Below are 12,873 nucleotides of genomic sequence, written 5' to 3'. Positions count from 1 at the left end.
CGTCATTCGTAGTCTTTGGACCGGGATGAATGTTTCCCGTGAAACCGGAACACCGCACGGTCCGTACCAGGGCGTGCGGTGTTTTTGTCGGGAAGCGGTGGAGCTCCTTAATAGACCTCGTCTGTCTACCCCTGCTGATTGCGGTTCTTGAACCACCGCCAGATCCGCAGCGGCAGCAGTCCGAGCAGCGGCGCGCGCTTGCCGATGTCCTCGTTGTCCCGTTTGTTGAGGGCCTTGGCGTACCGCTCCGCATCCGCGGCTGAGGCGTAGTTCTTCGAACCGTCGCCCTCGCCGCAGCCTCGTTCGCACTCCCACCGCATAGTGTTGCCGTCCGCCCAGAAAGTGGGGCTGTGTCCGAGAACCTTGCACATCACTGTCACGGTTGCTCCTCCGGCAGGGTGAGACGGCCACGGTCGGCCCGGACGATCCGGCCTTCCGAGGTGGCCGCACGTACGGCCCGCTGGAACTCGCCCGGACCCCAGTAGCGCGCACCGGCCACAGACGCCAGCGCGTTCCTGGTCAGAGGGCCACGTTCCCGGAGAACGTTGACGATCGTCTCGATCTCCTGGTCCAACGCGGTTTCCGGAGCATCAGTGGGGGCCGGCTGGATCCACGGGGAGTACCCGCCCGACCCTGGCCCCGGGCGGAACTTCCGGATGCCGGTCTGCGACGCAGTGCGACGCCGCTGGCGTTCCGCGATGCGCTCCGCACTGGCGCGCCGGTTCTCGTCCTCCGGGGACTCAGCGGAAGTGTCTTTGTCCTCCTGGCTGGACGGGGCGTCGTCACCCGCTGCGGTGCCGTCCTTGGCGTCCGCCATGGTCAGCGGCATCGCGAGGTCCTCGAGCTTCTGTCCCTCGGCCTTCACCCCGAAGAGTAGCTCGATGACGCCACCCGCGGCCATGACCGCGGCGCCGATGAGGAAGCCGATCGCGACATTGGTGGCGCTGCCGGAATCAATCAGGTTGCCGAAGAGCAACGGTCCGGTGATGCCGCCGACGGCGGTGCCGATCGCATAGAAGAACGCGATGGCCAGGGCGCGGGTCTCCATCGGGAAGATCTCGCTGACGGTCAGGTAGGCGGCACTGGCGCCCGCGGAAGCCAGGAAGAAGCAGGCGACCAGAACGATGAGGAAGCCCCACTGCCCGCCGGCCTCGTTCATGAGCATGACCGCGAGCACCACGGCGATGGCCGCCGAGCCGAGGTAGGACATTGAGATCATCGGTTTTCGGCCCACGGTGTCGAACCAGTGGCCGAGTAGCACCGGGCCGGCGAAGTTGGACAGCGCCCAGAAGATGATGAACAGCGGCACCATGCCCGAGGACACCCCGTAAAAGGTGCTGAGCAGCGTGCCGAGGTTGAAGGTGATGCCGTTGTAGAGGAAGGCCTGGCCGACGAACAGTGCGAAGCCCAGGATGGCGCGCTTCGGGTAGAGCTTGAATGCGACCTTGGCGATCTCGGTGAAGGGGATGGACTTGCGCTGGCGGACCGTGATCGAGTCCTTCGGCTCCAGCTGCGGCAGCGCTTCCCCGGTCTCTTCGACGATGTCCTTCTCGATGCCGTCGACGAGGCGTTCGGCCTCCTCCTCGTGTCCGTGGATGAACATCCAGCGCGGGCTCTCCGGTACGTGGCGACGAACAATCAACACGCAGATACCGAGGACGGCACCGAGCCCGAAGGCGATGCGCCAGCCGATGTCGGCGGAGAAGATCGCCGTGTTGAGCAGCACCAGCGCCAGAGCGGAACCGGCGGCCGACCCCAACCAGTAGGAGCCGTTGATGATGAGATCCACTCGTCCACGCACCCGGGCTGGGATGAGCTCGTCGATCGCGGAGTTGATCGCCGCATACTCACCGCCGATGCCGGCACCCGTCAAGAACCGACAGAGCATGAAGAACCACGGTGAGAAGGAGAAGGCGGTGGCCACGGTGGCGGCCAGATAGAGCACCAGCGTCCAGATGAACAGCTTCTTCCGGCCGAGGACATCGGTGAGCTGGCCAAAGAAGAGGGCGCCCAGACAGGCGCCCACGATATAGATCGCGCCGGCCAAGCCGATCTGGGCGGCAGAGATGTCCAGTCCGCTGCCGTCCTCGGTCAGCCGGGCGGCGACGTTGCCGACCATGGTGACTTCGAGGCCATCCAGGACCCAGACGCTGCCGAGTCCGATCACCACCTTCCAATGGAATCTGGACCAGGGCAGCCGATCGAGGCGTGCTGGTATCTGTGTTGTGATTGTGCCGGTCTGGGCTTCGCTCATGGGGCCACCTCGTCGGTCGCGTTGCGTGCGTTTCTGCATTACACACGGATCGGAGATATCCAAGCTGGATGTATCAAAACAAATGCAATTGTTCTCACCACAGTAGGTCGAAGATTCTGCTTTGGCGCGGCAGGCGGTGTTGCTGCTGGTGAGGATGGGGGCCCTGGGGATGGTGAGGGTGTTTACGGGTGCCCGATTGCCCCTAGTTGTCTTTGCCCGATACCGGAAGAACCTGTGGGGGAGTGGGTTTTTGTCCTCCGGCGTAGTTGTTCAGCGGAGGCGGCAGCTCAACGTGTGCGGGAAGGGGCCGGGCATTGTCCGAGCCTGCGGAGTGGCCTTCGTGGCCGGAAGCGCCCACAAAGAGGGCGATGCGGAACGAGCTGACCCCTCGTCACCGGGTACTTTCGGGGGCGAGGGGCTCAGGTGGAGCCGATGACGGGAATCGAACCCGCGTATTCAGCTTGGGAAGCTGATGTTCTACCATTGAACTACATCGGCATCAGCGCAGCTTGGCTGTGCTATCGAGACACTTTACACCCATCGGTGCCATGGGTGGCAATCGGGTCCCGAAACTGCTCACGTAGACTCGGGAACGTGCTTCTCTCCGACCGTGACATTCGTGCTGCAATTGACTCCGGCAAACTGGGAATCGATCCGTATGACCCGGATCTGGTTCAGCCGTCGAGCGTCGATGTGTGCATGGACCGCTTCTTCCGGGTGTTCAACAACTCGAAGTACACCCACATTGATCCGAAGCTGCAGCAGGATGAGCTGACCAGCCTGGTGGAGGTGGAGCCGGACGAGCCTTTCGTGCTTCACCCGGGGGAGTTCGTGCTCAGCTCCACCCTGGAGCGGTTCATGCTTCCGACGGACCTGGCTGGCCGACTGGAGGGCAAGTCCTCCCTGGGTCGGCTCGGACTGCTGACCCACTCCACCGCCGGGTTCATCGATCCCGGCTTCAACGGCCACATCACGCTCGAGCTGTCGAATGTGGCCAACCTGCCGATCATGCTCTGGCCGGGCATGAAGGTCGGCCAGTTGGCCCTGTTTGACCTGACCTCCCCCGCGGAGGTGCCCTACGGCAGTGGAAAGCTGGGGTCGAAGTATCAGGGGCAGCGTGGTCCTACCCCCTCTCGGGCGTACCTGAACTTCCGTGACTAAGTAGATACTGAGTGAACCCGCAGGTAAACTGAGTTTTCGGCTAGTCCAATGATGACATTTAATTGGATATAAAGCGGCATCCCCGGAGTGGGGATAAGTTGATTTCCATGCGAATGACTGTGATCGGGACGGGGTACCTCGGTGCGACCCATGCTGCCTGCATGGCTGAGCTTGGCCATGAGGTGCTGGGTGTGGATGTGGACCAGGACAAGATTGATTCGCTTCGCTCCGGGGAGGTGCCGTTTTTTGAGCCGGGCCTGCCGGAGGTGCTGGCCCGGAACCTGGGCAACGGCCGGTTGGATTTCACCACGGACTATCAAACGGTTGCGGAGTTCGCGCACGTGCATTTCCTGGGGGTGGGGACCCCGCAGCTGCGCGGAACCTATGCGGCGGATGTGTCTTATGTGCGGGCGGTGATCGAGAACCTGGTGCCCAAGCTTTCCGGTGAGCATCTGATTCTGGGTAAGTCGACTGTGCCGGTGGGCACGGCGGAGGAGATGCAGCAGCTGGCTGATGAGTTGTCCCCGGCGGGCACCACGGTGGAGATTGCGTGGAACCCGGAGTTTTTACGGGAGGGGTATGCGGTCAAGGACACGATCACCCCGGACCGGATCGTGTTGGGTGTGCGTAAGGGGGACTCGCGGGCGGAGGAGGTTGCGCGGGAGGTGTATGCCACTGCGATTGGGGCGGGTACGCCGTTTCTGGTGACGGATCTGGCGACGTCTGAGTTGGTGAAGGTGTCGGCGAATGCGTTTTTGGCGACGAAGATCTCGTTTATTAATGCGGTGTCGGAGGTGTGTGAGGCTGCGGGGGCGGATGTCACGCAGTTGGCGGATGCGATTGGGATGGATGAGCGGATCGGCCGGAAGTTTTTGGGTGCTGGTCTGGGGTTTGGTGGGGGGTGTCTGCCGAAGGATATTCGGGCGTTTATGGCCCGGGCGGGTGAGTTGGGTGCTGATCAGGCGATGACCTTCCTGCGGGAGGTGGATGCGATCAATATGCGGCGTCGGGATCATCTGGTGCAGTTGGCCAAGCATGTGTGTGGGGGGAGTGTGTTGGGGAAGAATGTGACGGTGTTGGGGGCGGCGTTTAAGCCGAATTCTGATGATGTGCGGGATTCTCCGGCGTTGAGTGTGGCGGGGTCGTTGTCGTTGGCTGGTGCTGATACCACGGTGTATGACCCGGAGGCGATGGATAATGCGCGGAGGATCTTTCCGACGTTGACGTACGCGCAGTCCACGGAGGAGGCGGTGCGTGGGGCGGATCTGGTGATTCTGGCGACGGAGTGGCAGGAGTTCCGGGGTATTGATCCGGTGCGTGCTGGGGAGCTGGTGGCGGCGAAGCGGATCATCGACGGGCGTAATGTGCTGCCGGTGGGTGCGTGGCAGGACGCCGGCTGGGAGCTCGTGGCGATGGGACGCAGCCTGTAGCTGCCCGGTAAACAACAAAAACTGAAGCTCCGGCAGGTTCCTTTCGATCAGGAACCTGCCGGAGCTGTCGTCGTGCGATAAGAAGCTGCCCCGCTGGATCAACGGGGCAGGCGGACCTACTGGGTGATCTGCTCGGCCTCCGGCTCCGCTGCCGGCTCCGCCTTCTTGCTGCGGCGACGCAGGTTGCGGGTGATCAGCGCCTTGCGCACGGCGAACAGAACTACGATCGCCAGCAGGAGGTAGATGGCCCAGGTGATCGGGCTGGAAACCAGGATGGAGAAGTCACCGACGGAGGAGAGCAGGGCGTCGCGAAGCGAGGTCTCCGCCAGCGGGCCCAGCACCATGCCGATCATCAGCGGGGCGACCGGGTAGTCATAGCGGCGCATCAGGAAACCGATGATCGCGATGCCCAGGAGCAGCAGCAGATCGAAAACCGCGCCGGAGGTGGCGTAGATGCCCAGCCCGCAGAACAGTGTGATGCTGGCGTACAGGTAGTGCTTGGGGATCAGCAGCAGCTTGGCCCAGAGCTGGGCGAAGGGCAGGTTGATGATCAGCAGCACGACCATGGCGATGAAGAAGCTGGCCAGCAGTGCCCACACCAGGTCCGGATTGCGGTCGAAGAGCAACGGGCCCGGCTGCAGACCGTACTGCCGGAAGGCGGCCAGCATGATGGCGGCCGTCGCCGAGATCGGCAGGCCCAGCGCCAGCAACGCACCCATGGCCATGCCGGTGGTGGAGTTGCCGGCGGCCTCCGGGGCGGCCAGCCCGCGGATCGCGCCCTTGCCGAACATCGGCTTCTTGCGACGCCGGTCCAGGCGACGCTCGACGTCGTAGGCGAGGAAGGTCGGGACTTCCGCACCACCGGCGGGGATCACGCCGAAGGGCAGGCCGATGGCGGTTCCGCGGCCCCAGGCCGGCAGCGCATCCCGGAACTCGCTGCGGCTCAACCAGGGGCGCCCGGCCGCCCGGGTCTTGAGGTCGGTGGGCTCCCGACGCACGCGGGTGGCCACGTAGAAGACCTCGCCGAGGGCCAGGACCGCAACGGTGACCGTGACCAGCGAGATACCGTCGAACAGCTGGGGCGTGCCCATGGTGAAACGCTCGATGCCGGAGATGGCGTCGATACCCACCACGGCGATGCCGAGGCCGAGCACCAGGGAGGCCAGGCCCTTGAGGATGGATTCAGAGACCACCGAGGAGGTGGCGATGAAGGCGAACAGCGCCAGCGCGAAGTACTCGGCCGGACCGAAGATGGTGGACAGCTCGGCCAGCGTCGGCGCCAGGAAGACCACGATGACGGACGCCACCATGCCGCCGATGAACGCGCCGATCGCCGCGGTGGCCAGTGCCTGCGGTGCTCTTCCGCTGGCCGCCATCTTGTGGCCCTCGAATGTCGAGGCGATCGCGGACGCCTGCCCGGGGGTGTTCATGAGGATGGCCATGGTGGAATCACCGAAGAGACCACCGAAGTACACGCCGGCGAACATGATGAACGCGGCGGTCGGGTCGAGCGCGAAGGTCATGGGCAGCAGCAGCGCCACGGCCATGGACGATCCCAGGCCGGGCAGCACACCCACGGCGGTGCCCAGCAGACACCCGAGTACCACCCAGAGCAGGTTCATCGGGGTCAGGGCCCCGGCGAAGCCCTGCATCAGGTTTGACAGCGCCTCCATCAGAAGCCACCTCCCAGAATGCCGGACGGCAGGTTGAGGCCCAGACCGACGTCGAAGGCCAGGTAGGCCACCGAACTCATGGCCAGGGAAATCAGGATGTCGAAGATCGGCCGCGGCGAACCGAAGGCCCGGGTCAGCGCCCAGAACACCACGGCACCGGCCAGGATCCAGCCCAGCCAGGGCAGCAGCACGGCGAAGACGAGGAAGCCGCCCACGCACCAGCCGAGCGCGACGAAGTCGGAGTGGAAGCGCCAGCTGCGCGGCGAGGAGTTCTCCGGGACCTCCGGGCTGCGGATCGCCTGCAGGGCCAGCAGAACTGCGAGTACCAGGCCGGCGACCGCCAGGATCAGCGGGAAGAAGCCGGGCCCGGGGAAGTCCGCGTCCCCGGAATCCATGGTGATCACTCCGAAGAGCAGATAGAGGCTGAACGCGGCGATCACTCCGGGCATCACCAGTGCCGATCGTCCTTCCCAGACCGTACCCTGGGCGATGGGGCGCGGACCCGGTTTCACCGCGGGACGGTCTGGTTCACCCCTTAACCCGGGGGATTGTTGTGCTGTGGTCACTGCTCCATCTCCTTGAATAGCTGGTCGATTCTCTCCGTCTCCTCCGCCACGAACTGCTCGAGCTCGGGGCCCTCCAGCGGTACGGACTTCCAGTTGTTGCGCTCCACGGCGGCCTGCCACTCCGGGGTGGCCACGGACTCGTCGACAAGTTCGCGCAGGGCGGCGATCTCTTCCTCACTCAGGCCGGGCGGGGCGAACATCGCCCGCCAGTTGGTCAGCGTGACGTCGTAGCCCTGTTCCGTCAGCGTGGGGATGTCCACACCGGGAAGCCGTTCCGGTGCGGCTATGCCGAGCACCTTCAGCCGACCGGCCTCGACCTGGGGGTACATGTCGGCGAAGCCACCGGTGGAGGCCTGCGCCGTGTCATTGAGCATGGCCTGGATGGCCTCACCGCCACCGTCGGAGGGGATCCAGGTGGTCTGGCTCGGGGCGACGTCGGCGGTCAACGCCAGCTCCGTCATCACCAACTGGTCGAAGGAGCCGCCACCGGTCCAGGCGATGCCCTGGGGATCCGCCCGCCAGGCCTCCACGAGCTGGTCGAGAGTGTCGTACGGCGCATCCGCCGGGACGGTGATGATGTCGTACTCCTCCACCACGCGGGCGATGGGGGTGACCTGGTCGATCTTGGCCGGGGTGTCGAACTGGATCTGCGCGGCGATATGGCCGGTGCCACCCACCATCAGGGTGTTGGGTGCGTCCATGGTGGAGAGCTTGCCCAGGGCGATGGTGCCGCCCGCGCCGGGGATGTTGACCACCTGGACGTTGTTGACCAGGCTGTTGGCGCGCATGGCCTGCTGCTGTTCGCGTTGGAACGTGTCCCAGCCGCCGCCCGATGCGGCGGGGGCGATCAGCGTCATGTTGGAACGGACGTCATCGCCGCCCGATGCCGATTGGATGGAGAAGAAGGCGGCCACGAGCGTGATCGCCGCCGCCAGAACTCCGACGACCGCTTGCCACCCGCGTCGGCGCGGGGGCGCGGTCCCTGATTCACCCATGTTGTCGTCCTTCATGCTCTAGTGCTTGCCGGGGGATCCGGTCCGGGAATGTGGGGAGAACCCAGAGTGCAAAGTGCCGTAATGTGAGGCTTTACAGATTTACTCCTGGACATGGCATGTATCACGTTAGCTTAAGAATATAACTTATAACAAGCTTTAGGGGAGATTCCCTGCCCTTCTCGTGAGTGCGGGGATTTCCGCTGGTGAACAGGGAGCCCTGATGCCGGGATCACGGCTCCGGACAGTGCCCCTTCATCCCGGACGGGACGGTTTCCGCCCGGGAGCCAGGTGAGTTGCGCCTCGGCCTTGTCCCCCTGTCCGGAAACCTCGACCGGGCCTCCACCGCCCGTGAAGTGCTCGAAACGGGCTTCATTGGCAGCTGTCGTCGCTGCCTCCAATCCCCTCCCATCTGGGGGATACGGATGACCTTTCCGCTACTGTGGACAAACGTCTGACTGTGACGGTTACCACCCTGACTGTCTGCAGTCGATCCTCGGATCGTCCTCGGATCAGAAAGGTGGTGCAACTGCTGTGCTCGAGTTCGTGTCGACCAGATGGCTCGACATCCTCTTCCGTTCCTATCAGCACGCCAGCCTGGTCGTGCAGTCCCTGCTGCTGGCCACGGTCATCGCGTTGCTCATCGCGGTACTGGTGGTCAACCGGCCCTGGGGCGCGGCTGTGGCCAACGCGTTGTCCTCGATCGGCCTGACCCTGCCTTCCCTGGCGCTGTTGGGGTTGGCGATCCCGCTGGTGGGTATCGGTACGATGCCCTCGGTGGTGATCGTGACCTTCTACGCCGTTCTGCCGATCCTGCGCAACGCGATCGTGGGCATGCAGGGCATCGACGGTGCCCTCCTGGAATCCGCCCGCGGCCAGGGGATGAGCCGGATGGCGGTGCTGCTGCGGGTGCGCCTGGCGATGGCCTGGCCCATCATCATGACGGGCGTGCGCGTCTCTGCGCAGATGTCCATGGGCGTGGCCGCCATCGCCGCCTACGCCCTCGGCCCCGGCCTCGGCGGATACATCTTCTCCGGACTCAGCCAGATCGGCGGCGCGAACGCCGTGTACTACGCGCTGGTGGGCACTTTCGGCGTCGTCATCGTCGCGCTGATCGTGGACGCCATCCTCGCGCTCATCGCCCGCGCGACCACCTCGAAGGGACTCCGAACATGACCAAGAATGACCAGCACACCTTCCAGGCCGGCGTGGAGATTCAGCTGCAGGGGGTGACCAAGCGTTACCCCGGGGCGTCGGAACCCGCGGTGGGAAACCTCAACCTGACGATCCCGGCCGGGGAGATGGTCATGTTCGTCGGCCCCTCGGGCTGCGGCAAGACCACCTCGTTGAAGATGATCAACCGTCTGATCGAGCCCACCGAGGGCCGCATCCTCATCGACGGCGAGGACGTGACCAACAAGAATCCCACCCAGCTGCGCCGCAAGATCGGCTACGTCATCCAGGGCGGCGGCATGATGCCGCACCTCAGCGTCGGCGACAACGTCGGGCTGGTGCCGGGCCTGCTCAAGTGGGACAGGAAGCGCATCCGCCAGCGCGTGGACGAGCTGCTGGACCTGGTCGGCCTGGACCCTGCCATCTACCGCGACCGCTACCCGCGCGAGCTCTCCGGCGGCCAGCAGCAGCGCGTGGGCGTCGCCCGCGGCCTGGCCGCCGACCCGCCGATCGTGCTCATGGACGAGCCCTTCGGCGCCGTCGACCCGATCACCCGCTCCCGGCTGCAGGACGAACTGATGAGCATCCAGTCCGAGCTGAACAAGACCATCGTGTGCGTCACCCACGACATCGATGAAGCCATCAAACTCGGCGACCGCATCCTCATCCTCGAGCCGGGCGCGCAGATCGCGCAGTACGACACCCCGGAGAACATCCTCGCCGCCCCCGCCAACGACTTCGTCGCTGACTTCATCGGTGCCGGCTCCACGCTCAAGCAGCTCAGCCTGCGGCGGGTCAACGAACTCTCCTTCGACCACCCGGTCACCGCCCGCATCGGCGAGCCGGTCGCGGACGTCGAAAAGCGGTTTGCCGACGTCGGCGAGAACTCCGTGGTCATCCTCGACGACCGCTCCCGCCCGCGGGAGTGGATCAGTCTGCGCCAGCTGCGCCGCCACACCCATGTGCCCACCCCGGACATCGAGGTGCAGACCATCGACCACCGCTCCACGCTTAACGACGCCCTGGACGCCATGCTCGCCTCCCACCACGGCGGGGCGATGGTCACCGAGCGCACGCGTTATGTCGGGGTGCTCAGCTACGACTCCGTGACCGAGTACGTGCGCTCGCTCAACGAGCAGGCGGGGAGTGGTTCCTGATGCTGCGCAACCTCTCCCGGGAGGACAAGATCCTGCTCACCGGGATCCCGATCCTGGTGGTGGGCATCCTCGGCGGCTGGCTGATCTGGCAGGCCACCGCGGACCTGGATGATATCGAGGCCCGCACCCTGGAGTTGTCCAACGTGGCCCTGCTGACCTGGCAGCACCTGCAGATCGTGCTGATCTGCGCGGTCGTCGTGATGCTCACCGCCGTGCCCGTCGGCGTGCTCCTGACCCGGCGCGCCACCAGTTTCCTCGCCGGCCCGGTGAACTTCATCGCCAACATGGGCCAGGCCGCGCCGGTCATCGGCGTGATCGTGCTGCTGGCCATCTGGCTCGGCTTCGGTGTGCCCGTGGCGGTGCTCTCCCTGTGGATCTACGCCTTCCTGCCCGTGCTGGCCAACACCGTGGCCGGCCTGCGCAACGTGGACCGCACGTTGCTGGAGGCCGCGCGGGGTCTGTCGATGTCGCCGACCCAGGTGCTCTTCCGCATCGAGCTGCCCATGGCGATCCCGGTGATCATGGTCGGTGCCCGCACCGCGCTGGTGCTGCTGGTGGGAGCCGGGGCGTTCGCCACCTTCATCGACGCCGGTGGGCTGGGCGCCCTGATCACCACCGGCATCAACCTCTACCGCTTCCCGATCCTGATCTCCGGCGCGATGCTGATGGCCGCGCTGGCGCTCGCCGTCGAGTGGGTGGGCCGGGTCCTCGAGGTGGCGCTGACCCCGAAGGGGATGAAATGAGAAAACTCCTGAGCGCCGTGACTGCCGTAGTCGCTTCAGTGTCGCTGGTCAGCTGCGGGCTGGGCACCGGTGGCGGGTTCACGCCCTCCGGCGAGTTGGCGGGAGAGGTGTCCGAGATCGACCTGGACGGCCTGAACATCGCCGTGGGCTCGAAGAACTTCACCGAGCAGATCCTGCTGGGCAAGATCGCCGTGGTGCTCTTCCAGTCCGCCGGCGCCAACGTCAACGACCTGACCAACATCCCCGGCTCCACCTCCAGCCGGCAGGCACAGATCACCGGGGACGTGGACTTCGGTTTCGAGTACACCGGCACCGCCTGGATCACCTACCTGGGGGAGACTGATCCCATCCCGGATGAACAGGCCCAGTACGAGGCCGTGCGAGACGCTGATCTGGCCCAGAACGATCTGGTGTGGCTGCCACCGGCACCGATGAACAACACCTACTCCATGGCCGTGACCCGGGAGAACGCCGAGGAGTACGGCCTGGAGACGCTGGGGGACATCGCCAAGCTTCCGCCGGAGAAGCAGACCTACTGCGTGGAGGGCGAGTTCAACGCCCGCAACGACGGCTTCGGCCCGATGCTCGAGGCCTATGAGCTGACCCCGCCGGACTCCGGGCGCCTGTCCATCGTGGACACCGGCGCGATCTACGCCGCCATCGACGGCGGCACGTGCACCATGGGCGAGGTCTTCCTCACCGATGGCCGCATTCCCGCCCTGGATCTGGTGGCCCTGGACGATCCACGCAGCTTCTTCCCGAAGTACAACATGGCGCCCGTGATCGACCGGGAGGTGCTGGAGGAGTACCCGCAGATCGCGGACCTGCTGCAACCGATCACCGAGGACCTGACCAATGAGCGGATGCAGGAGCTCAACGCCCGGGTGGACGTGGCCGGCGAAGATTACGCGGACGTGGCCTATGAGTACCTGGTGGAGCTGGGGGTGGTGGAGTAGCTGCTGCCAGCTTTGGTGGTGAGCTCACGGGGGCTGGGGTTGGTGGTCGGCCTGGGCCTTTGTGCTGCTGCTGGTGTGGTTGGTTTTCCCGAGTGCTGCCGGGAATTGTGCTTTCGGTGGCGAATCACCGGAATCTGGCGGGGTTCGGGAAATCGAGGGCGTCAGCTGCCGCTGCCGACGACGATGAATGCAGTGGCCCCGCAACGGGGTAACGCGGATAGATTGCGGCGTTAACATTCCTTCGTCGGTCCAGGTCGCTGCTTCTGGAGGGGTAGGTATTACCCGGGAGCCATTGATTGCGCCTGTCACCAGTGGGGCGGCATGCAGAAAGGGCAGGACACATGAGCGAGAGCACGATGTTCAGCGGCTCGAAGGGACTGTTCACGCGGTTTACTTCCGCCACCGCCAATTACCTGGGCCGGCCCGGCGTGTTCGTCACCGCGGCGGCGGTTATCGTGGTCTGGGCCGTCAGCGGACCGTTTCTGGGTTTCTCCGGCGCCTGGCAGTTGATCATCAATACGATCACTACCCTGGTGATATTTCTGATGGTGTTCATCATCCAGAACACGCAGAACAGGGATAGTGCGGCGGTACATCTGAAGCTGGATGCTCTCATGCGTGAGCAGGGGGCTGCCGAGACTGTTTTCTATGATGCGGAGAACCGGGGCGAGGCGGAGCTGGAGGAGCTGAACGAGGAGATCGCTCCTCCTGAGGAGCCTGCGGAAACGGAACAGGTCTGACCGCCAACGCTTCCCGGACACCGGAAGC

11 protein-coding genes, 1 tRNA gene and 1 pseudogene are annotated in these 12,873 nt (G+C 64.9%); 7 read left to right on the top strand and 6 right to left on the bottom strand.

Annotation, left to right across the window (positions count from 1 at the left end; translation table 11 throughout):
* Positions 1-125: 125 nt before the first annotated feature.
* The 3 genes and pseudogenes from ACQCVD_RS03710 to ACQCVD_RS03700 all read right to left on the bottom strand — a co-directional run bounded on the left by ACQCVD_RS03710 (position 126) and on the right by ACQCVD_RS03700 (position 2,752).
* Complete coding sequence (locus ACQCVD_RS03710) at positions 126-371, bottom strand: hypothetical protein (RefSeq protein WP_426822395.1); 246 nt, start codon at positions 369-371, stop codon at positions 126-128.
* Positions 372-772: 401 nt separating this feature from the next.
* Positions 773-2,254: pseudogene (locus ACQCVD_RS03705) on the bottom strand (MFS transporter); the annotation flags it as partial.
* A gap of 424 nt (positions 2,255-2,678) precedes the next feature.
* Positions 2,679-2,752, bottom strand: a tRNA-Gly gene (locus ACQCVD_RS03700).
* A gap of 96 nt (positions 2,753-2,848) precedes the next feature.
* Here ACQCVD_RS03700 and dcd point away from each other — a divergent pair.
* Together dcd and ACQCVD_RS03690 are read left to right on the top strand one after the other, a co-directional pair.
* Positions 2,849-3,415: a dCTP deaminase gene (gene dcd / locus ACQCVD_RS03695; protein WP_426822348.1), complete on the top strand. Its 567-nt coding sequence runs from the start codon at positions 2,849-2,851 to the stop codon at positions 3,413-3,415.
* A gap of 107 nt (positions 3,416-3,522) precedes the next feature.
* Positions 3,523-4,845: a UDP-glucose dehydrogenase family protein gene (locus ACQCVD_RS03690; protein ID WP_426822347.1), complete on the top strand. Its 1,323-nt coding sequence runs from the start codon at positions 3,523-3,525 to the stop codon at positions 4,843-4,845.
* Between the two features lie 116 nt (positions 4,846-4,961).
* Here ACQCVD_RS03690 and tctA read toward each other — a convergent pair whose 3' ends face one another.
* From tctA to ACQCVD_RS03675, 3 genes are all read right to left on the bottom strand, one after another.
* Positions 4,962-6,518, bottom strand: coding sequence for a tripartite tricarboxylate transporter permease TctA (gene tctA, locus ACQCVD_RS03685; protein ID WP_426822346.1), 1,557 nt, complete (start codon positions 6,516-6,518; stop codon positions 4,962-4,964).
* Complete coding sequence (locus ACQCVD_RS03680; protein ID WP_426822394.1) at positions 6,518-6,967, bottom strand: tripartite tricarboxylate transporter TctB family protein; 450 nt, start codon at positions 6,965-6,967, stop codon at positions 6,518-6,520. Before ACQCVD_RS03680 ends, tctA begins: the two co-directional genes overlap by 1 nt.
* Positions 6,968-7,080: 113 nt before the next feature.
* Entirely contained in the window at positions 7,081-8,079 is a 999-nt protein-coding gene (locus tag ACQCVD_RS03675) for a tripartite tricarboxylate transporter substrate binding protein (RefSeq protein WP_426822393.1), read from the bottom strand.
* Positions 8,080-8,610: 531 nt separating this feature from the next.
* Between ACQCVD_RS03675 and ACQCVD_RS03670 the strand changes: the two genes are divergently transcribed.
* From ACQCVD_RS03670 to ACQCVD_RS03650, 5 genes are all read left to right on the top strand, one after another.
* Positions 8,611-9,252 (top strand): ABC transporter permease, encoded by a 642-nt coding sequence (locus ACQCVD_RS03670; protein ID WP_426822345.1) that lies wholly within the window; start codon positions 8,611-8,613, stop codon positions 9,250-9,252.
* Positions 9,249-10,406 (top strand): ATP-binding cassette domain-containing protein, encoded by a 1,158-nt coding sequence (locus ACQCVD_RS03665; protein WP_426822344.1) that lies wholly within the window; start codon positions 9,249-9,251, stop codon positions 10,404-10,406. Before ACQCVD_RS03670 ends, ACQCVD_RS03665 begins: the two co-directional genes overlap by 4 nt.
* Positions 10,406-11,149: an ABC transporter permease gene (locus ACQCVD_RS03660; protein WP_426822343.1), complete on the top strand. Its 744-nt coding sequence runs from the start codon at positions 10,406-10,408 to the stop codon at positions 11,147-11,149. Before ACQCVD_RS03665 ends, ACQCVD_RS03660 begins: the two co-directional genes overlap by 1 nt.
* Positions 11,146-12,105, top strand: coding sequence for a glycine betaine ABC transporter substrate-binding protein (locus tag ACQCVD_RS03655; protein ID WP_426822342.1), 960 nt, complete (start codon positions 11,146-11,148; stop codon positions 12,103-12,105). The genes ACQCVD_RS03660 and ACQCVD_RS03655 overlap by 4 nt, the downstream gene beginning before the upstream one ends.
* 341 nt (positions 12,106-12,446) lie before the next feature.
* Positions 12,447-12,845, top strand: coding sequence for a low affinity iron permease family protein (locus ACQCVD_RS03650; RefSeq protein ID WP_426822341.1), 399 nt, complete (start codon positions 12,447-12,449; stop codon positions 12,843-12,845).
* The last annotated feature ends 28 nt before the right edge of the window (positions 12,846-12,873 follow it).

The organism is Corynebacterium halotolerans, assembly GCF_050107895.1.
In the GTDB taxonomy this organism is placed as follows: Bacteria; Actinomycetota; Actinomycetes; order Mycobacteriales; family Mycobacteriaceae; genus Corynebacterium; species Corynebacterium halotolerans_B.
This window is presented reverse-complemented; position numbering and strand designations above follow the sequence as displayed.